Source organism: Pedobacter sp. HMWF019 (genome assembly GCF_003061025.1).
Lineage (GTDB): Bacteria > Bacteroidota > Bacteroidia > Sphingobacteriales > Sphingobacteriaceae > Pedobacter.
The window spans coordinates 1-23,025 of record NZ_QAIL01000139.1 but is presented as its reverse complement, the minus strand read 5'-3'; the positions used below and the strand labels follow the sequence as shown (position 1 = coordinate 23,025).

25 protein-coding genes are annotated in these 23,025 nt (G+C 40.4%); 8 read left to right on the top strand and 17 right to left on the bottom strand.

Annotated elements, in window-relative coordinates; genetic code table 11:
* Positions 1 to 105 precede the first annotated feature (105 nt).
* On the top strand, positions 106 to 420 hold the full coding sequence (locus tag DBR11_RS08895; RefSeq protein WP_108551727.1) for a hypothetical protein: 315 nt from the start codon (positions 106 to 108) through the stop codon (positions 418 to 420).
* A 114-nt stretch (positions 421 to 534) separates the two neighbouring features.
* Here DBR11_RS08895 and serS read toward each other — a convergent pair whose 3' ends face one another.
* Positions 535 to 1,806: a serine--tRNA ligase gene (gene serS / locus DBR11_RS08890; RefSeq protein WP_108551725.1), complete on the bottom strand. Its 1,272-nt coding sequence runs from the start codon at positions 1,804 to 1,806 to the stop codon at positions 535 to 537.
* A gap of 48 nt (positions 1,807 to 1,854) precedes the next feature.
* Here serS and rsmI point away from each other — a divergent pair, with 48 nt between their 5' ends.
* The 4 genes from rsmI to DBR11_RS08870 are packed head-to-tail and all read left to right on the top strand — an operon-like array spanning position 1,855 to position 5,488.
* Positions 1,855 to 2,568 (top strand): 16S rRNA (cytidine(1402)-2'-O)-methyltransferase, encoded by a 714-nt coding sequence (gene rsmI / locus DBR11_RS08885; protein ID WP_108551723.1) that lies wholly within the window; start codon positions 1,855 to 1,857, stop codon positions 2,566 to 2,568.
* A 26-nt stretch (positions 2,569 to 2,594) separates the two neighbouring features.
* Entirely contained in the window at positions 2,595 to 3,248 is a 654-nt protein-coding gene (locus DBR11_RS08880) for a PH domain-containing protein (RefSeq protein ID WP_108551721.1), read from the top strand.
* 7 nt (positions 3,249 to 3,255) lie between these two features.
* The gene (gene lnt / locus DBR11_RS08875; protein WP_108551718.1) at positions 3,256 to 4,842 is read left to right on the top strand and encodes an apolipoprotein N-acyltransferase; all 1,587 of its coding nucleotides are present in this window, start codon (positions 3,256 to 3,258) and stop codon (positions 4,840 to 4,842) included.
* A gap of 7 nt (positions 4,843 to 4,849) precedes the next feature.
* Entirely contained in the window at positions 4,850 to 5,488 is a 639-nt protein-coding gene (locus tag DBR11_RS08870; RefSeq protein ID WP_108551716.1) for a Pr6Pr family membrane protein, read from the top strand.
* On the opposite strand, the gene DBR11_RS08865 is transcribed toward DBR11_RS08870, so the two are convergent.
* Both DBR11_RS08865 and DBR11_RS08860 read right to left on the bottom strand, forming a co-directional pair.
* Positions 5,485 to 7,125: an NAD+ synthase gene (locus tag DBR11_RS08865; protein ID WP_108551713.1), complete on the bottom strand. Its 1,641-nt coding sequence runs from the start codon at positions 7,123 to 7,125 to the stop codon at positions 5,485 to 5,487. The genes DBR11_RS08870 and DBR11_RS08865 overlap by 4 nt on opposite strands.
* A 4-nt stretch (positions 7,126 to 7,129) precedes the next feature.
* A complete protein-coding gene (locus DBR11_RS08860; protein WP_233260697.1) occupies positions 7,130 to 7,843 on the bottom strand; it encodes a porin family protein in 714 nt (237 codons plus the stop codon).
* Between the two features lie 26 nt (positions 7,844 to 7,869).
* On the opposite strand from DBR11_RS08860, the gene gldB reads away from it, so the two are divergent.
* Entirely contained in the window at positions 7,870 to 8,898 is a 1,029-nt protein-coding gene (gene gldB / locus DBR11_RS08855) for a gliding motility lipoprotein GldB (RefSeq protein WP_108551711.1), read from the top strand.
* A gap of 7 nt (positions 8,899 to 8,905) precedes the next feature.
* Positions 8,906 to 9,688 (top strand): patatin-like phospholipase family protein, encoded by a 783-nt coding sequence (locus DBR11_RS08850; protein ID WP_108551709.1) that lies wholly within the window; start codon positions 8,906 to 8,908, stop codon positions 9,686 to 9,688.
* Between the two features lie 3 nt (positions 9,689 to 9,691).
* On the opposite strand, the gene DBR11_RS08845 is transcribed toward DBR11_RS08850, so the two are convergent.
* The 7 genes from DBR11_RS08845 to DBR11_RS08815 all read right to left on the bottom strand — a co-directional run bounded on the left by DBR11_RS08845 (position 9,692) and on the right by DBR11_RS08815 (position 16,627).
* Positions 9,692 to 10,405, bottom strand: coding sequence for a 2-phosphosulfolactate phosphatase (locus tag DBR11_RS08845; RefSeq protein WP_108551707.1), 714 nt, complete (start codon positions 10,403 to 10,405; stop codon positions 9,692 to 9,694).
* Positions 10,406 to 10,420: 15 nt separating this feature from the next.
* Complete coding sequence (gene gcvT, locus DBR11_RS08840; RefSeq protein WP_108551705.1) at positions 10,421 to 11,500, bottom strand: glycine cleavage system aminomethyltransferase GcvT; 1,080 nt, start codon at positions 11,498 to 11,500, stop codon at positions 10,421 to 10,423.
* A gap of 39 nt (positions 11,501 to 11,539) precedes the next feature.
* Positions 11,540 to 12,730 (bottom strand): glycosyltransferase family 4 protein, encoded by a 1,191-nt coding sequence (locus DBR11_RS08835; protein WP_233260696.1) that lies wholly within the window; start codon positions 12,728 to 12,730, stop codon positions 11,540 to 11,542.
* A gap of 94 nt (positions 12,731 to 12,824) precedes the next feature.
* Positions 12,825 to 13,427: a ribonuclease HII gene (locus tag DBR11_RS08830; RefSeq protein WP_108551701.1), complete on the bottom strand. Its 603-nt coding sequence runs from the start codon at positions 13,425 to 13,427 to the stop codon at positions 12,825 to 12,827.
* A gap of 29 nt (positions 13,428 to 13,456) precedes the next feature.
* Complete coding sequence (locus DBR11_RS08825) at positions 13,457 to 14,545, bottom strand: ABC transporter permease (protein ID WP_108551699.1); 1,089 nt, start codon at positions 14,543 to 14,545, stop codon at positions 13,457 to 13,459.
* Entirely contained in the window at positions 14,542 to 15,672 is a 1,131-nt protein-coding gene (locus tag DBR11_RS08820; RefSeq protein ID WP_233260695.1) for a glycosyltransferase, read from the bottom strand. Before DBR11_RS08820 ends, DBR11_RS08825 begins: the two co-directional genes overlap by 4 nt.
* Complete coding sequence (locus tag DBR11_RS08815; protein ID WP_108551697.1) at positions 15,650 to 16,627, bottom strand: lysylphosphatidylglycerol synthase domain-containing protein; 978 nt, start codon at positions 16,625 to 16,627, stop codon at positions 15,650 to 15,652. The genes DBR11_RS08820 and DBR11_RS08815 overlap by 23 nt, the downstream gene beginning before the upstream one ends.
* Positions 16,628 to 16,669: 42 nt before the next feature.
* On the opposite strand from DBR11_RS08815, the gene ruvC reads away from it, so the two are divergent.
* Positions 16,670 to 17,239, top strand: coding sequence for a crossover junction endodeoxyribonuclease RuvC (gene ruvC / locus DBR11_RS08810; protein WP_108551695.1), 570 nt, complete (start codon positions 16,670 to 16,672; stop codon positions 17,237 to 17,239).
* A 75-nt stretch (positions 17,240 to 17,314) separates the two neighbouring features.
* Here ruvC and DBR11_RS08805 read toward each other — a convergent pair whose 3' ends face one another.
* From DBR11_RS08805 to atpF, 7 genes are all read right to left on the bottom strand, one after another.
* On the bottom strand, positions 17,315 to 18,166 hold the full coding sequence (locus DBR11_RS08805) for a DUF4349 domain-containing protein (RefSeq protein ID WP_233260694.1): 852 nt from the start codon (positions 18,164 to 18,166) through the stop codon (positions 17,315 to 17,317).
* 142 nt (positions 18,167 to 18,308) lie between these two features.
* Entirely contained in the window at positions 18,309 to 18,524 is a 216-nt protein-coding gene (locus DBR11_RS08800) for a hypothetical protein (protein ID WP_108551692.1), read from the bottom strand.
* 59 nt (positions 18,525 to 18,583) lie between these two features.
* Positions 18,584 to 19,366, bottom strand: a complete 783-nt coding sequence (locus DBR11_RS08795) for a 5'-nucleotidase, lipoprotein e(P4) family (RefSeq protein WP_108551690.1) — start codon at positions 19,364 to 19,366, stop codon at positions 18,584 to 18,586.
* Between the two features lie 107 nt (positions 19,367 to 19,473).
* Positions 19,474 to 20,352 carry an ATP synthase F1 subunit gamma gene (gene atpG / locus DBR11_RS08790; protein WP_108551688.1) on the bottom strand — a complete coding sequence of 293 codons (879 nt, stop codon included), beginning with the start codon at positions 20,350 to 20,352 and terminating at the stop codon, positions 19,474 to 19,476.
* 26 nt (positions 20,353 to 20,378) lie between these two features.
* The gene (atpA, locus tag DBR11_RS08785) at positions 20,379 to 21,953 is read right to left on the bottom strand and encodes a F0F1 ATP synthase subunit alpha (RefSeq protein ID WP_108551686.1); all 1,575 of its coding nucleotides are present in this window, start codon (positions 21,951 to 21,953) and stop codon (positions 20,379 to 20,381) included.
* Between the two features lie 53 nt (positions 21,954 to 22,006).
* A complete protein-coding gene (gene atpH, locus DBR11_RS08780) occupies positions 22,007 to 22,555 on the bottom strand; it encodes an ATP synthase F1 subunit delta (RefSeq protein WP_108551685.1) in 549 nt (182 codons plus the stop codon).
* 32 nt (positions 22,556 to 22,587) lie between these two features.
* A partial coding sequence (gene atpF, locus DBR11_RS08775; RefSeq protein WP_233260693.1) for a F0F1 ATP synthase subunit B occupies positions 22,588 to 23,025 on the bottom strand: 438 nt, incomplete at its 5' end.

Here is a 23,025-nt window from a genome sequence, read left to right as displayed (position 1 = left end):
CTATACAGTCTTGATAGAAATTTATAATTATTATATAATAAACAGACCCGCCAACAACTTGGCGGGTTTTTTGTTATAACATACATAACCCTTAAAAAAGAACTTATGAAAAAAATTATTTACTCGCTTGCCCTAGTCTTTATGTTGGGGATTAGTGCAAACACCGTAATGGCGGCTGGAAATAGAGATAAGAATAAAACAGAACTTACAGCCGAACAGCAGGTTGAACTGAAACGTATTACTGACCGTGTGGAAGAGATTAAACACATGGATAAATCAAATCTTTCTAAAGAAGAGCGAAAAGAACTGCGCAAGGAATTGAAAGAAATGAAGAAGCATGCACGCGCTATAGGCGGAGGTGTATATCTTTCTGTTGGAGCGATCATCATTATTATTCTGTTATTAATCCTGATTCTGTAGATTACTTATCTTAGAGATTATTCACCTAAATATATCTATCTAAAAAAGGCCTCATTGCTTACGCATAAGGCCTTTTTCTTTTTATCCAATCTTTAAAAAAGACTGAAATAAATATTAATCAATCAGATCAAATCCGGTATACTTCACCAAAGCCTCCGGGATACGAATACCTTCTGCAGTCTGGTAATTTTCTAAAATAGCAGCTACAATACGTGGCAAAGCCAAAGCACTTCCATTTAGTGTATGTGCAAGCTGAGTTTTACCTGTATTTCCTTTATATCTCAGTTTTAAACGGTTGGCCTGATAAGTCTCAAAGTTCGACACAGAGGAAACTTCCAGCCAGCGTTGTTGTGCTGCACTCCATACTTCCATGTCGTAGGTCATTGCAGAAGTAAAGCCCATATCTCCTCCACATAGGCGAAGTACCCTGAAGTGCAAGCCAAGTTCTTTTAACAGGGACTGGACATAAGTACTCATCTCTTCCAGCACCTGGTAAGATTTATCGGGATGGACAACTTGTACCACTTCCACTTTATCAAATTGATGTAATCTATTTAATCCTCTTACATGTGCACCATATGAACCCGCCTCACGACGGAAACAAGGTGTATAGGCTGTATTTTTAATCGGAAGATCTTCTTCTTTTAAAATAACATCTCTGTATAAATTCGTTACCGGCACTTCTGCTGTTGGAATCAGATAAAGATTATCTACAGTAGAATGATACATCTGTCCTTCTTTATCCGGTAGCTGTCCTGTTCCGAACCCTGAAGCCTCATTAACCAAATGAGGAACCTGCATCTCTCTATAACCCTGTGCAGTAGCATGGTCCAGAAAAAAGTTAATCAATGCACGTTGCAAACGGGCACCTTTACCTTTATATACAGGAAATCCCGCCCCGGTAATTTTAGTTCCCAGTTCGAAATCTATAATATCATATTTAGAGGTCAGTTCCCAGTGGGGCAATGCTTGATCATGTAATACGGCAGGTTCACCATAAGTCAGCACAACTTCATTTTCTTCTGGCGTAATTCCTGAAGGAACCAATGGTCCTGGCAAATTAGGTAATTGTACCAACAGGTTGTGCAATTGCAATTCTATCGTACTTAACTGATCAGACAGGTGTTTAATTTTATCTTTATTTGCAGTTGTTTCCGCTTTAATAGCATCAGCTTCCTCTTTTTTTCCATTACGCATCAGCTCACCAATTTGTTTGGCACTGGCATTGGCAATAGCAGAAAGGTTATCCAGCGAAGTTTGAGTTTGTCTGCGTTCATCATCAATTTGAATGATTTCATCAACCAGTTCAACCTGTTTAAAGTGACGTACACTTAAGCGTTCCAAAACTTTCTCTCTATTTTCGCGGATATAGTTAACTTGCAGCATTATTTATAATATTTTAAACAAAGATAACAAGAGTTTAGAGAGAATAACATGGAAGGTAAACTATTTCTTGTACCAACGCCTATAGGTAATCTGGAAGATATGACTTTCAGGGCCGTCAGAGTCTTAAAAGAAGCAGATGTTATCTTAGCAGAAGATACCCGTACCAGTGCACCATTACTCAAGCATTTTGGCATTGATAAAAAGGCCTATTCTCATCATCAGCATAATGAGCACAAGGCAACCTCTGAGATTATTAAATTCCTTAAACAAGGACAGAATGTAGCACTCATCTCTGATGCAGGTACACCAGCCATCTCAGATCCCGGTTTTTTTCTGGTGCGGGAAGTATTGAAAAATGACCTGCAGGTAGAGTGTCTTCCAGGAGCTACAGCATTTGTACCCGCCCTGGTCAATTCTGGCTTACCCACGGATGCATTTGTTTTTGAAGGTTTTCTACCCGTTAAAAAAGGCAGACAAACCCGTTTTAAAAAGCTTGCGGAAGAAGAGCGCACCATTGTATTATATGAAAGTCCTCACCGTTTATTGAAAACACTGGAAGAGTTTGGCCAGTATTTTGGGGAAGAGAGACAAGCCTCGGTAAGCAGGGAACTGACTAAGATGTATGAAGAGACCGTAAGGGGTACTGTCGCGGAGATAAAATCACACTTTGAAAACAATATTTTAAAAGGAGAATTTGTAATTTGTGTGGCAGGTAAGCCCGAAACTAAAAAGACAAAGGCAGATGGCCGAGACTACAAATAGTTATTTAACCTAATTAAGAAGAACAAATGATATTAATAGATAGATTTTTAAGTGACGAACAAGATCCTAAAGCCGTAGAGAAAGTTCTGGGAAAACTAAATGATATACTAACCAGCAATGAGGAACTGATTTACCTGGCCGTACAAAAGAAACCTGCGGTCAATTTGTTGCCAGACTGTATTGCGGTGAGCAACAAGCGTATCTTTTACTGTGAGCCAGCCAATTTTGGGATTACGATGAAATTTACAGATATTTCCTGGAAGAGCATAAAAGAAGTGTCCTTTAAAGAAGAATTGTTTGGTTCTAAATTCATCTGCGTACCGCAGCAGGGCGAAAACATCATCACCGAATATATCCCGAAAACACAAGCCCGAAAATTGTATCAGGCAGCTTATGAGCAGTTGGAAAATTTTAAAGAAGAACAAAGAAAATCTGACATAGAAGATAAAAGAGCAGCCGTTTCTCCAGTAACTGTTAATGCTCAGCCACAGGGAATAGCAGATTTCAGTCATATCGAAGAAGCCGTTGTAGTGCCCGATCCCGTTCCGGTTGTCCATGTGGAAGAACCTGAAGATGAGACTACACTTAAACTCAGAAAGCTCAAAACGCTATACGATAAGCAGCTGATTACCCAGGAAGAATATGAAGCAAAGAAAGCAAGCATTTTAGATAGCTTTTAGTCATCCTATGAAATCCAAGACCTTTCTCCTGCCAGCTTTATTAAGTGCTTTCTTAATGTGGCTGGCCTGGCCTCCTATTCCCTATACCACACCTTTGCTCCTGGTTGCACTGGTTCCACTCTTATTGGCCATCGACTCCATTCGCCAGTCTGACACTCTAAAGAAGGGGAAAAATGTATTTTTAACTGCAGGGCTCACCTTTCTGGTCTGGAATACAGCCAGTATTTACTGGGTATACAATGCCATAAGTGCAGTCAACAATCCTTTTGTTGCCTTCCTGATCTCTTTAATCCCCTATGGACTGGGCGCTTTACTGATGACTTTTGCCTTTTGGTTGTATTATAGACTAAGCGTAGTTGCCAGCAAAAAGACAGCTTATTTTGGCCTGATCTCTTTTTATATTGCGATGGAATACCTGCACCAAACCTGGGACCTGGCCTTTCCATGGATGACCCTGGGCAATGGGCTCGCAGGTATGCATCAGTTGGCGCAATGGTATGAATATACAGGTGTATATGGAGGATCCCTATGGATCCTGGCTAGTAATATCCTGGCCTTTGAAGCTTATAAAGTTTTTAGGTCAAAACTAACCGGTTATCCTAAATTCAGGCCTGCATTCGTTTGGGGACTATTTATAATTCTACCCGCTGCACTTTCCCTGACAAAATATATTCAGTATAAGGAAAAACCTGTCCCGGTAAATGTAGTCGTGGTACAGCCCAATATTGATCCCTATCAAAAGTACGAGAGTTTACCTGCCAATGAGCAACTGCAAATTCTAACTCATTTATCTGATTCTATTGCTCAACCCAATACAGAATATTTTATCTGGCCGGAAACAGCTATTCCCCGTTATGCAGATGAAGACCATATCAGGGAGAATCCAGACTTCCTTACTGCACAGCATTTCTTGTATAAATACAAAAATGCAAGTCTGATTACGGGAATTGAAAGCATCAAGAGAAATGGTGACCAGGTCAGCAGTTTTAATGCAGCCATGCAATTGGAAAACTCAGCCAATGTGCAGTTTTATCACAAATCCAAACTTGTACCTGGTGTGGAGAAAATGCCTTTTCCAGGTGCTTTATCCATTCTGGGGCCTGTTTTTGATGGTTTTGGCGGAACAGTTGGCGGTTACAAAGGCCAGGAAGATCCAGGTGTATTTTATTCCTATGGTGGTATTGGTGCCACACCTGTGATCTGCTATGAATCTTTATGGGGCGACTGGATTGGAAAGTCTGTGAAAAGTGGTGCTCAGTTTATCGCCATCATCACCAATGATGGATGGTGGGGCAATACTTCCGGAAAAGATCAACACTTCCTCTACGCAGGACTACGGGCCATAGAAACCAGAAGATATGTTGTCAGATCGGCAAATACGGGTATTTCGGGCTTTATTAACCAAACTGGAGATGTGGTTAAGCAAAGCAAGTGGTGGACCAGAACCGCCCTTAAAGCGGATATCAATTTGAATGATGAAATCACATTTTATACCAAAAGTGGTGATCTGATTGCCAAGCTGTGCAGCCTTACTGCAATATTCTTCGCGCTTATCATCCCTTATAGAAAATGGGGCAGAAAAGTTAAACAATAACTGCAAAATGAGAAGATCAAATATAAACACCTTATCCCTGAGTATCATTGTTCTACTCAGTTGGTTTGCCCTCGTACTTCAATTTGATCTTACGTTAATCAACAGACAGCTTCCGCTATTACAGAGTATCGCTAAATTTTTCAGTTATTTTACGATCTTAACCAATATCCTGGTGGCTACTGCCCTTTCCTTTATCCTGTTTTCTCCAGACTCCTCTTATGGCAGGTTCTTTTCCAGTGCCAAAGTTTTGACTGCAACAACAGTCTATATTATCGTGGTTGGGGCGGTTTACAATGTAGTTTTAAGACCACTCGCTACGCCTCAGGGCTTAAACAGAATCGCAAATGAACTACTTCACCTGGTGGTTCCTCTAATGACTGTTTTATATTGGATTTGTTTTGTAGATAAGAAAACACTTAAATGGTCGGATATGTGGCCCTGGCTACTCTACCCTCTTACCTATTTCTGCATTACACTTTTGGCCGGAGCCTATGGCGGAACCTACCCTTACCCTTTTATAGATGTAACACAATTAGGCTATTCAAGAGTGCTGATCAACTGCTTAGGTGTAGCAGCACTCTTTATAGGATTATCTTTATTGATGATTGCGCTCGGAAAAATATCCAGATCAAAGAAAAGCAACTAGGATAAATACTTTCCTACTATGGGCATCCTTCTTCCCATACCAAATGCTTTTGGTGATACTCTTAAGATCGGTGGTGTTTGATAGCGTTTAAATTCGGCTGTATTGACCATTTTAATGATCCTGCGCACCAATGCTTCATCAAATCCCTGGGCTATAATGGCTGAAGAACTTTTCTTCAGCTCTATGTATTGAAATAAAATCTGATCCAGGACATCATAATCCGGCAGAGAATCCGAATCTTTCTGACCCGGCCGAAGCTCTGCTGAAGGCGGCTTCACAATAGAGTTTTCAGGAATGACTTCAGCATCTTTATTGATATAGTGCGCAAGCTGATAGACCTGAGTTTTGTACACATCACCAATGACACCAATAGCACCACACATATCTCCATACAAAGTACCATAGCCCACTGCACATTCGCTCTTATTCGAGGTGTTTAATAAGATATAACCAAATTTATTAGACATGGCCATCACCACAATTCCACGGCACCGGGCTTGTATATTCTCTTCCGTAAGGTTAAAAGGCAGGTTATGGAAAGCAGGTGCCATCATTTGATCAAAAGCATCTGCCGCCTCCTTAATGGGGATGATCTCGTGCTGACAGCCGATGTTCTTCACCAGATCCAATGCATCCTGTACGGAATGATCCGTAGAGTACTTAGAGGGCATCAGTACAGCCATAACATTTTCTGCACCAAGGGCACGGCAAGCCAGTGCACATACAATTGCCGAATCAATTCCACCGGACAGACCCAATACGGCCTTTTTAAAACCGGACTTTTCAAAATAGTCTTTGATACCAAGAAGGAGTGCATCATGGATCTGTTCTATATCAGGTACCGGCTGATGCTCCAACGGCTGAAGGTGCTGAATCTGTTGATCTTTAAATTCATATAAGCCTATAGCTTCCTTAAAGTAAGGGAGTTCGTCAAGCATCTGCCCTTTTGCATCAAAAACCATAGAGCCCCCATCAAAGATAATCTCCGTCTGCGCGCCAATCTGATTCACATACAACAGTGGTAATTTATATTTCCGGGCATTCTCTGCCAGTACCACGATACGTTCATCATCATGGCAATAAGAGAAAGGGGATGCAGCAATATTGATCATCAAATCCGGCTGCTGCAGAATAAGTTTATCCATGGGGTTGGAAACATATAAAGGATTATTGTTAATGTTCCACAGATCCTCACAAATGGTTAGCGCGATTTTCTTCCCTTTAAAATGTATACATTCAAAACTGGTGGCCGGTTCAAAATAACGGTATTCATCAAAAACATCATAGTTCGGAAGCAACGCCTTTCTGACGATGCTTTTGACCTGACCATTTTCAATAAAATAAGCCGCATTGAACAGATCCTTACCGGCAAGCTGTTCATTTTTTACAGGTAGACCAATAATGCAGGCAATGTCTGTACAATGTTCCGCAATTTTTAAAGCAGCTTGCTCGCAAAGAGAAATGAACTCTTCGAATTCCAGGAAGTCGCGTGGCGGATATCCGCAGACAGCAAGTTCTGCAAACACGACCAAATCAGCTCCCTTCTCTTTAGCTAGACCAAGATGTTCAATGATTTTATGGGTATTGGCCTCAAAATTTCCAATATGGTAGTTCAGTTGAGCGAGTGCAATCTTCATGTTTTTAAAAGAATATTCCGAAGTTCAAGGCAATATAATGGTTCTTTACGCTTCTGTCACCATCCTTAACAATATTGGTAAACCCATTATTATAGGTTAAACCGGCAGTAATACTGGTATGGGTATCGACGTCAAATTCACCGCCACCGCCCAGAATCAAACCTGCACGATAAAAACGGGTAGAAGATTTGATGTTCTGGTTAGTCACGATTCCTTTGCCTCCGCTTTCTGCGTCCTGCCTTGCACCAATATTGAAATCGTTAGACAAACCAAACTGTCCGTACCATCTCAGATCACCAATCTTATTGGTTTTAAGTTTCACTGTAAGGGGCAACTCCAGGTATTGAAGTTTATATTTTAAATCATAAGCGGTAGCTACTGTAGTATTGGCATTTTGCGCATATAATCGTGGATTGATTTCAGTGCTTTTTCCGTTAATAGTGGTCACAGTAATGCCAGTTGCCAGACTATAGTTTTCAGCAAAATTAAAATCAGCAAGAAGTCCATAAGAAAAGCCTAAACTTGTGCCATTGCCCTTTCCATTTTCTGCCTTTATCCATCCGAAAGTTGGATGTGCAGTTAAACCAAGACGAAATCCGTAATCCATAATTGGAGTGTTTTGGGCAAAAAGAGGACTGGCTGAAACGAGTAAGAAGAGAGAAAGGAGTATTTTTTTAATCATTGTGGTTGGTGTTAGATACAGATGCTGTAATTTCATGCTTGATCTGGTTATATTTGCTCTAAATGAGATATAACGTAAAACATCCCCAAATTTATCTATTTTTTCTGTTAGCGCTTGTTTTTTTTTCTTGCCGGCAATCGAAAAAGCCTGATGTAAGCCAGATTAAGATTGACATTCATATAGAGCGTTTCGACAAAGACCTGGCCCAGTTTAAAAAACAGGGAGCTTTAAAAGCGGATCAGTTACTGAAAAAAAAATATGGCTCTTTTTATGATGATTATATTCACAGGATGATTGGAACTCCCGATTATACCGGAGCTCAGATTCTGGACACTCTTTATCAGGACAAGGCCTATGCAGATCTCAGCAAGGAAGCAGATGGCGTCTTCCCCTCTCTGGCACAGGAAGAGCAATCGCTAAGCCAGGTTTTCAAATATATCAAATACTATTATCCCAATGCCCATGTACCAAAGTTTATTGCATTTATCTCAGGTTTTGCCGTACAAATGCCCATCGGCGACAATTATATGGGCCTAGGTCTGGACATGTTCCTGGGCAAGGATAGCCAGTTTTACAGGGCCATTGTTACCAGTGTCCCAGTATATCTTTCCAGGAGGTTTTCACCGGAGTACATTAGCCCGAGAATAGCAGAAACTTACGCCAGAGAAGAACTGTTTCCTGAAAGGGAGGAGAACCGGAGTCTGATTTCCAAAATGATCTACAGCGGAAAGATCCTCTATTTTATGGATAAAGTACTGGATGATCAGGTTTCGGATGAAATAAAGATCGGTTATACTCCAGAACAGTTAAATTGGTGTAAAAAATATGAGGGTAACATTTGGGCTTTCTTTATGGAAAATGAATTGTTATTTAGTACAGATTACCCAAAAATGCAGGTATTTCTTAGTGAAGGGCCTTTTACACCGGGTATCGGTGAAAAAAATCAATCGGCCCCAAAGCTCGGCATCTGGACGGGTTGGCAAATTGTTAGGAAGTATATGGAGAAAAATCCGGAAATTACGCTGCAGCAATTGATGGAAGATAATGATGCGCAAAAGATATTAAGCGCTTCAAAGTACAAACCTAAATAAGAAATTAATGACAAAGATTGGTATCGTTTTATCCGGTGGTGGGATTAGAGGAATTGCGCACCTTGGGGTTTTAAAAGCATTTATAAATGCTGGTATCCGCTTTAGTCACATTAGCGGCACCAGTGCAGGTTCTATTGCAGGTGCTTTTTACGCCGCGGGTATTGATCCGGAAGAAGGCTTTAATATTTTCACAAAAACCAAATTACTACGTTTTGTAAGACCCGCTGTAGGCTCTCTTGGATTGATCAATATTGAGCATACTTCCGACCTTCTGAAAGAATATTTCCCTGAAAACAGTATAGAAAAATTAAAGATCCCGCTCACCATCGCGGCAACAAATTTTAGTGAAGGCAAACTCGTCTATTTTACCAAAGGGCCATTGATTCAGGCCATACAAGCCTCCAGCTGTATCCCCGGGATCTTTAAACCGATTATGATTGGTGGTCAAATGTATGTGGATGGTGGGATCCTGAATAACTTTCCGGTTGAACCCTTAATGAAAGACTGCGACTTCATCATCGGATCTTCCTGTAACCACCTTAAGGAAGTAGATAAAATTACGGGGATTACAGCCTTGATGAGCAGGGCTGGCATAATGTCGATTAACAAAGATATGGAGCAGAAATCTGCTTTCTGTGACGTCCTTATAGAACCTAAGGGTATGGGTGAAATCAGTACTTTTGACATGAAAAAAGCGGAAATTATTTATTGGCTGGCCTACGAAGAGACACTCAAGACCATTAAACACAATGAGAAACTACGGGCGCTCATGAACAAGCCGCAGGTTTAATCCTTATTTCAAGAGAACAAGACGTTCCCCTTCCAGAACTGGAATGGCCTTACAAAGGTTCAGTTGTAAACAGAATTTAACATCTTCCTCGATGTTTAATGCAGCCAACCGAAGGCTATGAGATGACTTTGCAATGTATTGCCTAAGGTCTTCTTTAGCCAAAATGTAGAGGTCTTCAGCTGCTACACTGGAGTCATCGAAATGATCAAAGTTTGCTTTCAGCTGATGAACTACTGCCCCTGCAAACAGGGTGTCTTCCAGGTTAAACTGGTCCTTCCAGCCTGCACAAAGCAGCAATACATTTTTATCCTGTGCTTTAAGCCAGGTACACAATACCTCCAGGTTCAAAAAGGAACCGATCACTACTTTGAAGGCGCGTGCTCTGGCCAGATGAAGGGCCTTAGTCCCGTTGGTGGTGGTCAAAACAATCGTTTTGCCCGCTACTTTTTCTTTAGTATAAGAAAATGGGGAATTGCCGAAGTCATATCCTTCAACCACTTCCCCATTTCTTTCCGCCGCCAGTAAATAGCCTTTGTCTGAAAAATTCAGGCAGTCTTCCACTTGTGCAACGGGTATAATGGCCTCAGCCCCATTGTCAATACCATACACCATAGATGATGTTGCCCTTAAGATATCAATGACAACAACTATACTTTCTTCAATTGCATATAAATCCAGTAAAGCCGGAGTTAAACAAACTTCAATTTTCCTTTGCATCTATGGTTTAGTGATCTATTTATAAAATGGGAACTTAACGACTTTAGCTTTTATTTTTGCATTGCGGATATGGATATAGATTTCTGTACCTTCTTTGGCCTTGTCTAAATTCACATAGCCCATTCCAATTGCTTTTTGCAGAGAGGGAGATTGCGTACCCGAAGTTACTCTTCCAATTACCTGACCTGCTTCATCTACAATTTCATAGTCATGACGCGGAATACCTCTGTCTATCATTTCAAAACCAACCAGTTTTTTTTGGATACCCGCTTCTTTCTGTGCCTGAAGAGCCTCAGAATTGGTAAAAGGCTTGGTAAATTTAGTGATCCACCCCAGACCGGCTTCAATTGGAGAAGTGGTATCATCGATGTCATTTCCATATAAACAGAAACCCATCTCTAAGCGCAGGGTATCACGTGCACCAAGTCCGATTGGTTTAATACCGAATTCAGCGCCGGCTTCAAAAATAGCATCCCAGATGGCATATGCTTTGTCATTCTCAAAATAGATTTCGAAACCGCCGGCACCTGTATATCCTGTTGCTGAAACAATTACATTGTCAACCCCTGCAAATACGCCTTTTTTGAAATTATAATATTCCATAGAAGCCAGGTCAATATCCGTTAATTTCTGTAAGGCTTCTGCTGCTTTTGGTCCCTGTATAGCCAAAAGAGAGGTTTTATCAGAGATATTATGCATTTCTACACCCTCTGTGTTGAATTTCTGGATCCAGTTCCAGTCTTTCTCAATATTGGAAGCATTAACCACCAGCATATAGGTTTTATCATCTATCCGGTATACCAAAAGGTCATCTACAATTCCACCTTGTTCATTTGGTAAACAAGAATACTGAACTTTTCCATCATACAGTTTAGATGCATCGTTGCTGGTTACACGCTGAATAAGGTCAAGGGCTTTCTCTCCTTTCAGGATAAATTCGCCCATATGACTGACATCAAAAACACCAACCCCGTTTCTTACCGTATTGTGTTCGGCATTAATGCCTTCGTACTGAACAGGCATATTGTATCCTGCAAATGGCACCATTTTAGCGCCCAATGAAATGTGTTTATCTGTTAATGCGGTATTATTCATACTTTCTATATAAAAATGGTGGCCAAAAGTACACAATTTTTACACATTTATAAGCCGCCTGTAGATATTCACCATTCCTTCTGTAATTGTAGAAATATCGTAATTACGTTCGGCAGTTTTACGTGCATTTTCTCCAATTTCCCTCCATTTGTTGGGATTGGTGATGCATTGTAAAATGGCCCTGTAAAACTCGTCGGGCGTATTCGCAATCAGAATATCCTTCCCATTTTCGCAGGTGATCCCTTCGGCAGCCATCGTCGTGGCAATAATGCACTTTCTCATGGCCATACCTTCTATAATCTTTACACGCATCCCACTTCCGGACAATAAGGGAACAATCATAATGGCTTTGGAATTGATGAACTCGACCGCATCCAGAATTTCTCCTTCCACCACCAGATTCTCCGAATCATAGTCAAAAAACTGCTGCTGCATATTCTTTCCGGCAATATAGAAGCGCAGCTCACTATTCAGTTTTTCAATATCCGGCCATATTTCATCCAGGAACCATTCCAATCCCTCCTTATTTGGCCGCCAATCCATTGCCCCCAAATGAAAAAGGGTAGCAAAGCTCGTCTTTGAAGGATCAGTAACATACTTATCAAAATCAAGCGCTACAGGAAAGACATCAAGGCTGGTTTCACAACCAAACCGCAGTATGCTCTGTCTATCCTGTTCACTGATAGCAAAAATCTGGTGAAACCGGTTCATCTGTTCAGTCTCGTAAGATTTCAGTCTCCTGGCTAAAAATTCCAGATAACGCCTTCTTGGCCTAAACCTTTCGGTATAGGCAATACGCTCCCATACATCAAATACAATATTGTGCGCGCGGTAAATGATCTTGGCTTTGCTATAAGCCTTCACGGTATCCAGATAAGGAACCACAAAAAGTCCCTCAAACTGAATAATATCAAACTCTGTTTCCCTTAAAATATTCTCCAGCAACTTGGCTGCATTGTCATCAAAGTACCGGGAAACATTATAGGACTGATTAGAAAATACGTTGAATATAGCTCCCCAGATATTGACTTCAGTATCGATATCATAAGAGTAAAATTTTACGCCGTCATAGATCGGGTCATAAATATCATCCACGTCCACCCGGTGTTTATTGGTATTGATACTGAACAAGGTAACGTCTATATCGTGCCTGAGCAATCCCTTTATCGTGTTATAAACAACGATAGGGTATCCACTATTGGGTGGAAACGGGACGCGGTATGTAAGCATCAATACTTTCAACAGTGTGAAAATACTAAATTAAGTGGACTAATTTCGTCACAGAAACCTAGTTTTTTCGGCTTTTTAGGAGGAAAATAGTGTCTTAAACTGCAAACAAATCCAGTTGTGGATGACTCACCGTAAAACTCTTGCGGTGGTATGGCGTTAAGCCTAGTTCTAAAGAAACAGTACGATGAGCAATTGTCGGATATCCTTTATTCTGATGCCATTGATATAAAGGGTATTCTTCCCCTATTTTAACCATATATTCATCTCTATAGGTTTTAGCCAATATAGACGCGGCGGCAATATTTAAGTATTTCCCATCTCCCTTGATGATACAGCTATGCGGAATCTCAGGGTAAGCTTTAAACCTGTTACCATCGATGCTTAAATACTTTGGTGCAATGCTTAATTTTTCGATAGCCCTGTGCATGGCAAGAAAAGAAGCATTTAAAATATTAATACGGTCTATTTCTTCATTATCTACAGAAGCGACAGCCCAGGCCAAAGCCTCTTTTTCTATAATGTGCCTCAACCGCTCCCGTTGTGAATGCTTCAGCATTTTGGAATCTGTCAGTTCACCAGCCACAAAATCTTTGGGTAAAACCACAGCTGCTGCAAATACCGGACCTGCCAGACAACCTCTTCCGGCTTCATCACAGCCCGCTTCCAATAATTCTTCCTGATAACAATTCAATAACATCCCGCAAAGTTAATGATTTAAGGTTTAAACTAGACTGTTACATTTTCTGACTTTACATCAAAGGCGTCTCTTAGACCTATAGCCAGCAAGTTGAAGGCATATACCGTCAGCATAATGGCAAAACCCGGCAAAACTGCAAGGTAAGCCGCATCCATAATAATATAACCGTAATGCTCTTTTATCATCCCTCCCCAGCTCGGCATAGGTGCCTGTGCACCAAAGCCCAGAAAGCTAAGTCCGGATTCCAGTAATATTGCAGAAGCAAAATTAGCAGAAGCCACCACCAGAATCGGCCCGGCAATATTGGGCAAAATATGCTTCATAATCGTTCTGAAAGTAGAGAATCCCAAAGCTTTGGATGCCTCTACAAATTCAACCTCTTTCAAAGCAAGGACCTGTCCTCTAACCAAACGAGCCACATCAACCCATGTTGATAAACCAACAGCAATAAAGATTTGCCAGAAGCCCTTTCCTAAGGCAAAGGATATAGCAATAACCAATAATAACGAAGGCAGCGACCAAATCACATTCATGAACCAGCTAATGAGTGCATCGACCTTACCGCCAAAATACCCGGCCAGAGCCCCAAGACTGATCCCAATGCAAAGAGAAATCAATACCGCTACCAAACCCACAGACAGAGAAACCCGGATCCCTAAGATTAACCTGCTTAAGAGATCTCTCCCGTAGAGGTCGGTACCTAGCCAGAAAGTTTGTGTATAACGGTTATTTCCCTGAACCAATGGATAAATGGTTTCTTCTGCACGTTCATCATCACCAATATATTCTCTTGCATATACCTTGTTGCCCTCCTGGCGGTAAGTTGTCACGGGGATACTCATAAAATCTACCGGTTGCCCATACAGCATTTTACCCAGCAGGTTTACTCTTTTTACATCTGTCTTTTTACTGATGATCAGAAAATGAAAAGTCCTTCCCGGTTTTTTATTACTCAATTGCAGGTGCATGGTATTGGCCATCGGGCTTTGGTCTGGTGTAACCAGGTAACCCAAAATACCCAAAAGGATCAGCAGTCCTAAAAAGAATAATCCGCAAAAGGCCAGTTTGTTCCTTTTGAATTTTATCCAGATCTTTCCTGAAGGACTATGTTTACTCATTTCACCATTCTTCCCTTCCAATTGTATTTCCCGGAATTACCGGCAACGCCAATAAAAATAATATAAATGATATGCATCAGACTTAATGCAGGCATAAGAGCAAGCAGTTCTCGCCTTTTTGCAAATCTGGTCACATCCCAAAGAAACAAAAATTCAAAAACAATTTTAATCAGTAGCTGGACAAGAGCGACTTTAAAAAACACACCAACAAACAAGCCGGCAACAACATTGGCCAGTATACTCAAGTTAAACAACCAGACAAATACACCAAGCACAATGATCGATTTATTTTTATATCGGGTACTCTTTGAAGCCCAGCGCTTCCTTTGTTGGATAAATTCTGACATATTGGGCTTGGCAAAAGTATAAACCATTGCCTCGTAATTTCTAAGGAACCCAATTTTTTTTTCGTATCTGGCCGCCATTTTATGTAGCAGCAACTCATCATCACCAGAAGCGAGGTCATCTATCCCTTTAAATCCACCCACCTCATAAAAGGCATCCCGTTCATAAGCCAGGTTCGCCCCATTACAGGTAGAAGGTTTCCCATTTCCAATTGTGGAGGCTCCAAGGCCGATCAGGTAGAGAAATTCCAGCGCCTGTGCGCGTTCAAAAAAGCTCTGTTCTTTGAAATAGACCACTGGCGAGGAGATCATTTTGTAATCATGCTCTTCATAATAGCTTACAATTGTTTTTAACCAGTTTGGGCCCATCCTGCAATCCGCATCGGTAGTTACAATCAGTTTCCCTGTTGCCCCGCTTATAGCTGTTTGTATTGCCTTTTTCTTATAGGAATTTAAAGCTTTATCTTCATTCAGAATGATCAGTTTTATGTCCTTGTAACCAGTTATGATCTCTACCGTATTGTCTGTTGAATGGTCATCTATAAAAATGATCTCCAGCAGGTCTTTATCATAATCCTGAGCGAGCAAATCTTCTATCGTATGAGATATACTTCCTGCCTCATTCCGTGCAGCAACAATAACAGATACCGGAGTGGTACATTTCTTTGCTGAGGCTTTGTAAGGCATTAATTTATGCCAGCCCCGGATAAAAGTAACAACAACCAGAACATAGTTGATGGTCAGAATAGCAGAAAAATAGTTAGGTACGTTGAGTATTTCCAAAAAAATTGAGTTTAAAGACGAAATAAGAGCCTAATATAGCAGGAATTATAATATTTATAAGCCAAATGCTAGCGGTACAGGCTACAACAGCTGTATTTTGATCTGTGATATACTTGAAGAAAAACAATGCAGTAACACTTCTTATTCCGATATCAAAAAGATCAAGTGAAGGCAGCGAAGACTGGACAAAGAATAATATGCAAACCATCATCATGATATCTGCATAATGCAAACCAGGAATCAACCAAAAGAACATGACAAAGTACTGGGTACTGAATACCAGGTAACGGGCCAGGCAGAACATCAGTATCCTTAAAAGCTCCAGTTTTTTATACCGCGCCAGTACTTTATAAAACCTTTTATATTTTCTTGTAAAACGAATAGACAGTAAAATGCCGTTCAGCCACCTGATGTTAAAGAAGAATATCAGGAAAAATAAGCTAAAAGTACCGGCTAAGGCACAAAGGGCAAGAAACAAACGGTAATCAAGAAGATTAAATTTATAAATAAATGCACAAATGGCTATAGAACCAAAAACATTGGTCAATACCAACTGACCGATGTTTCCCACAGCCATCGCTACCACGCCGATGATCCTTCTTTTGGGTGAGAGAAAAAAGACCCGCCCTCCATATTCCCCGATCCTGTTCGGGGTAAATACCGCCCAGGTTAGGCCGCAAAACACGGATTCTATCGCTTTCCAAAGACTAATTTTTTCAATACTATTCACCAGCCTTCTCCACTTTAAAGCTTCAAGGCCCCAATTCACAAACATAAGCCCCACTACTACGGCCAGAATAATTTCCATTTGGTGTTCTGGCATGTCTTTGATCAACCTGCCAAAACTCTTTAAGTCATTATTAGTGGTCAGCTTAATATAAATAAACCAAAATGCAAAAACAACAATTGCAATTTTAATAAGGTAGGAGAATATCTTTTTATACTTCGATGTCAAACTTTTTATTTTACTCTCTGCAAATATGCTTAATATTGTTTTATGTTGGTGGAAAAAAAGGAAAGGGTTATCCTGGGGATTGATCCCGGAACCGCTGTAATGGGTTACGGGGCGATTCTGGAAAAGGGCAGTAAAATGGAGTTGGTTACAATGGGTATTGTGCGAATGGAACACCTTGACGACCATTTTTTAAAGCTTCAGCGCATCTTCGAGAAAACTATTCATTTGATAGATGAATATAAACCGGATGTACTGGCCATCGAGGCCCCCTTTTATGGAAAGAACATACAAGTTATGTTAAAATTAGGCCGGGCCCAGGGCGTTGCCATGGCTGCGGCGCTATCCAGAAATATTCCGGTTACAGAATATGCGCCCAGAAAGATCAAACAATCTATTACAGGGAATGGAAGTTCTGGCAAAGAACAGGTGGCGGCCATGCTTCAAAGACTTTTAAACTTCAAAGAAACACCAGAATTCCTGGATGCGACTGACGGGCTGGCCGTGGCTGTTTGCCACTCCTTTCAAAGAGTGCCCAGTGGAGGAAGCGGCAAGGCTAAATCTTATTCGGGATGGGCCTCTTTTGTTCAGGACAATAAAAAGAGAGTAAAATAAAAAAAGCCCCGGTAATGAAGTGCCCCAAAAGATTGGACACTTATTGGACCTTTTTAAACCTGGCTTCTTTTTAAACTAAGCACCAATCATTTTTCTTTTCCTGCGGTAATGTCTGAATACAAAATATCCAGCCCCAGCCAAAAGGATCAGGACCCATAAATTGGTCAGAATTAAAATAAACTCTTTAAAGATTACCCATCCATTCTGGATGCCCAACCAAAACCTATTAAGGAATGCAGGTCGGTAGTCATATAGGTCATCATTACCCACCACCAGCTTCTGTACTGTATTGTCCTGATAAAAATTTAAGGTAATCGTACTGTACTTTACATGACTGTCAATCGTCTGATTCTGGATTTTTTTATCCACATAATCATCTTTAATTTCTAAGGCAGTTTCTACATTATTGCTTTTCTTATTTGCATGTTTATTCAACTGCTGAACAGCTTCCACTCTATTCCTGTTTTTTAAAGCATTAGATAGATAATTCATGCTCTGATCGTCTAGTTTTAGCGATTGCTGATCAACAAATACCGCCATTTTAACCACTTTATTGGTAAAATCATCGAGCTTATCAGAAGGAACTTTAGCAACAACCTGTCCTTCTTTTCTATAAGAAGTTAGTTCCAGAAGAGAATCTGTTGAATATTTCGTTTTCTCTGTGCGCATGATATTGCTCTGAACAGTGAATTCCACAACCATACCACCTTCTTCTTTTATAGAATTACTGAGCTTCTCTTTTACCGCTTGTACATCTTTCACCCTGAAACGCATATCGGCGGTTTTTATGATCTTATCACTCGAAACAGTATCCGCCGAGCCTTCGTTTAAAGCTTCTGTTGTATCCGCTGATTCCATTTTATTACTACTATTACAGCTCCAGATGGCTATGCTGATCACTGCAAAAAACAAATACTTTTTCATCATTATAAAGGTTAGATTTCCCCTTAATACCACGAGTATAGAAAAAGTAACCTTTACCTGTTCGGGCCCACAAATGTCTGAAACCAAGAAATCCTCACTGGTATGTAAACCAATGAGGACTTCCTGTTGAAAATGGCCTATATGGTTAGGCAGCTAATATTTTAAATACTGCTTTGCAGCAGATAAATGCACCTACAAATAAGATTACCCATGAAATAATGGATAAAGTTGAAGAATCACCAGCAAAACGAAGGTATACGCCTAGGATACTGACAATGATACCCACCACCAACAATTGATATATTGATGTCTGGTTCGCTGTTTTCATGCTTTCTGTATTGTGTTTTGGTGTTTGCTCCATGTTAAGTTTTATTTAATGCACAAAAATAAAGATTAATTCATTAAAATAAAGCACATTCCTTAATAAGTTTTTAATCCTTCCATCCTTTGCTTGGAACGGTCACTCTCTTTAAGGTCTTTTCCTTTATAAAACTGTTTCTCCCAATCACCGTACATTGGATTAGGCAACACAATATATTTTGTTCCAAATAGTTGCTGGGCACGGTCTACCTCTTCTTTAGTGTCTTTATTCTCGCGATAAAACACATTTGAAAAATCACTCAGGTTATCCCCGCAAAGCAAAAGTATATTATAAGTTTCCATCACTTTTTGTCTGCGTGGTTCCTTATCAGAGGTACCGCTTTTCAGTACTAAATGTGCTTCATCTGCATAAGGGAACCCATGATCCTGGAGATTTCTAAGTGTTCCATTGTGTTCTGCAACTTCCCTGTTGGTGATATAAAATACTTCTACGTTTTTGAATGCAGCATATTTTAAAAAACCCAGGGCACCAGGTACTGTGTCTGCTGCTCCCTTACTTGTCCAGTTTGACCAGTCGGTTGCATTATAGCTGATACCACGCCTTAATTCTGTCCCTTGAAAAGGAGAATTATCCAGCACCGTCTCATCTATATCGACAACCACACAATTCTTCTTCGTACTATCGGCAAGTTTCATTTGCTCTAAAAGCGACAAACGGGCAAAATTATAGGCCTGGAAAGCAAGTGCCCGGTATTCACCCGAACGCTGCTGCCATAAAATTGACGTAGTATAATCGCGGGCACCTCCAGCAGGATTTTGCTGGGCCAGCAAGGCGAGTGGCAATAAAAACAAAGCACTTATAGATATCAATTGTCTTTTCATATATTAAATCATTTTTCCAAAATTAGCCAATATCGGCCAGTAGACCACAATTAAAACAAAAAAGCCCTTATCGCATTGATAAGGGCTTAATTATATAGTTGGTTAACTTATCCGTTTAATGCAGCTGCACCACTTACAATCTCTGTAAGCTCTGTAGTAATAGCAGCCTGACGAGCTTGGTTGTAAGAAAGTTTTAAAGCCTTCAGCAGGTCACCGGCATTTTCTGTTGCTTTATCCATTGAAGTCATACGTGCACCGTGTTCCGAAGCATGTGAATCAAGTACAGCTTTGTACAGCTGGATCTTAATAGACTTAGGGATCAATTGTGCTACGATTTCTTCTTTCGAAGGCTCCAGAATATAATCTACATTTGAAGTTTTCACTTCAGTAGTCTCTGCCTTTGGAAGTGGTAATAATTGCTCCGTAGTTACAAACTGAACAGCGGCATTTTTAAAGCGGTTATAGATTACCTCTACTCTGTCATACGCTCCTTTTTTGAAACCATTCATAATGGAATCTGTAATTTTAGTTACATTCTCAAAGGTCAGGGCAGCATAGACATCATTATTATTACCAATAACGTTATAGCCACGCTTTTCGTAAAAATCCTGAGATTTCTTACCAATAGCAACGATGCTTACATTGCCGTTCTTGTATTGCTCACTATACTTCTCTGCGATCAGGTTATTGGTGGCTTTAATCACATTCATGTTAAAAGCTCCCGCAAGACCACGATTAGAAGATACCACAACAATTAAAACTTTGTTAGGCTCACGTTCCTGTATAAAAGGTGACGAAGATCCTTCCAGACTAGCCGATAGATTTCCTAAGATCTCTTTTAGCTTTGTAGCATAGGGACGTAATTGTATAATAGCATTGGTCGCACGCTTCAGCTTTGCAGCCGAAACCATTTTCATGGCTTTGGTGATCTGCTGTGTAGACTGTACCGATGATATGCGTATTCTTACTTCTTTTAAATTAGCCATTCTTTTTTATCTTCTGCAGCGCAATTTTAGTATTTACCTGCTAATTCCTTAGCTACTGTTTCTAATACACCGGTGATCTGATCATCCAGTTTACCCGCTTTTAAAGCGTTTAAAGTATCTGCATGACGTTGCTCCAGCTGCTGTAAAAATTCTGCTTCAAATTCTCTGATTTTGTTTACAGGAACCGTACGCATCAAGTTTTTAGTACCAATGTAGATAATAGCAACCTGTTTCTCTACAGTCATTGGAGAGAACTGTCCTTGTTTAAGGATTTCCACGTTACGGGCACCTTTATCCAAAACAGATTTAGTTGCCGCGTCCAGGTCTGATCCAAATTTAGAGAAAGCCTCTAATTCGCGATACTGCGCCTGATCTAATTTCAATGTACCAGCTACTTTCTTCATAGACTTGATCTGAGCGTTACCACCCACACGAGATACCGAAATACCTACGTTAATCGCCGGACGAACCCCTGCGTTAAACAAGTTTGATTCTAAGAAGATCTGACCATCAGTAATTGAAATTACGTTGGTTGGAATATAAGCAGAAACGTCACCAGCCTGAGTTTCGATAATTGGAAGTGCAGTTAAAGAACCACCACCTTTTACTTTACCTTTTAACGACTCAGGCAAATCGTTCATGTTCTGAGCAATATCATCATTCGCGTTGATCTTTGCAGCACGTTCTAACAAACGACTGTGCAGATAAAACACGTCTCCAGGATAAGCCTCACGGCCCGGTGGACGACGAAGTAACAAAGAAACCTCACGGTAAGCCACAGCTTGTTTAGACAAATCATCATAAACGATTAACGCAGGACGACCTGTATCACGGAAATACTCACCAATTGCAGCACCAGAGAAAGGCGCGTAAAACTGAAGTGGGGCAGGATCAGCAGCAGAAGCCGAAACAACTACTGTATAAGCCATTGCACCATTTTCTTCAAGGGTACGTACAACGTTTGCTACTGTACTTGCTTTTTGTCCGCAAGCAACATATATACATAAAACAGGGTTTCCTGCTTCATAGAATTCTTTTTGGTTGATAATGGTATCGATACAAACCGCACTCTTACCAGTCTGACGGTCACCAATCACCAGCTCGCGCTGACCACGACCAATAGGAATCATCGCGTCGATTGCTTTGATACCAGTTTGTAAAGGTTCGTTAACCGGCTGACGATAGATTACACCAGGTGCTTTACGCTCGATAGGCATTTCGAAGGTTTCACCTATGATAGGTCCTTTTCCGTCGATAGGCTCGCCCAGCGTGTTTACCACACGACCCAACATACCTTCACCTACTTTAATAGAGGCAATCTTTTTGGTTCTTTTGATTGTATCACCTTCTTTAACATTGTCGGAAGGGCCTAATAAAACCACACCAACATTGTCTTCTTCAAGGTTCAATACAATACCTTGCAAACCGCTATCAAATTCAACAAGCTCACCTGATTGAACTTTTGTTAAACCATATACACGGGCAATACCATCACCCACTTGTAATACGGTACCAACTTCTTCAAGTTCAGCTTCTGATTTAAAGCCCGACAATTGTTGCCTGATAATTGCCGATACTTCGTCTGGTCTTACCTCTACCATAATTTATATTTTCTATTGTAAATCAGTAATATATTATCTTTTATTTATTTGAATTATACCACACCCTGGGCAAATTCCTTTTTTAATTTATTTAAGCCATTAGAGATACTTGCATCAAACTGCTTATCTCCAACTTTCAGCACAAAACCACCAATCAGATTTGCATTGATCTTTTCTTTGATCAGAACTTCATTCGCACCAATCTCTTTTTTCACAATCGCGATGATCTCCGCTCTGCTGCTCTCTGTAAGCGCAGTTGCAGAAGTAACATCTGCCGTCACGATTCCTTTTATAGAGTTGTATTGTGCAATCACTTCTTTTGATGCTCCAAATAAAAGGGCAGAACGGCCTTTATTAACCATCAGTTTCATAAATGAAATGGTGATCTTATCTACCTTGCCGCCAAACAATCCTTCAAGGATTCCTACTTTTTTATCCTGGGGAACAATTGGGTTTTTAAGGATAGCCTCCAGTTCAGGATTCTGATCAATCACCTGTTCTACCAAAATCATATCATTCTTCAAACTCTCCAGAGCATTGTTCTCTATAGAAAGGTCTATGATTGATTTGGCGTATCTCGATGCTGCTTTATTTTCTGACATTCTAATCTTCTTTAGCTAACTGACAATCTCAATTAGTTTAATTCAACATCTTTTAAAAGATTTGCAACCAAATCCTCCTGCTTTGCTTTATCTTCCAGCTGTGCACGTAATACACGCTCAGCGATATCGATAGATAAAGTAGACACCTGGCTTTTCAATTCGAATAAAGCGGCTTTCTTTTGATTTTCAATTTCAATCTTTGCTTTCTCGATTAATTTTGCACCCTCAGTATGTGCCTGAGTTTTAGCTTCATTAATAATACTGTCTTTTAAAGTTTTGGCTTCTTTTAAGATATGGTCACGCTCTGCACGTGCAGATTTCAATAACTCTTCATTTTGAGTTGTTAAACGTGCCATCTCCTGTTTAGCAAGATCTGCTTTGTTCAGTGCATCATCAATAGATTGTTCACGCTCTTTAATTGCTGCCAATACTGGCTTCCAGGCAAACTTGCCTAAAACAAACATTAACAA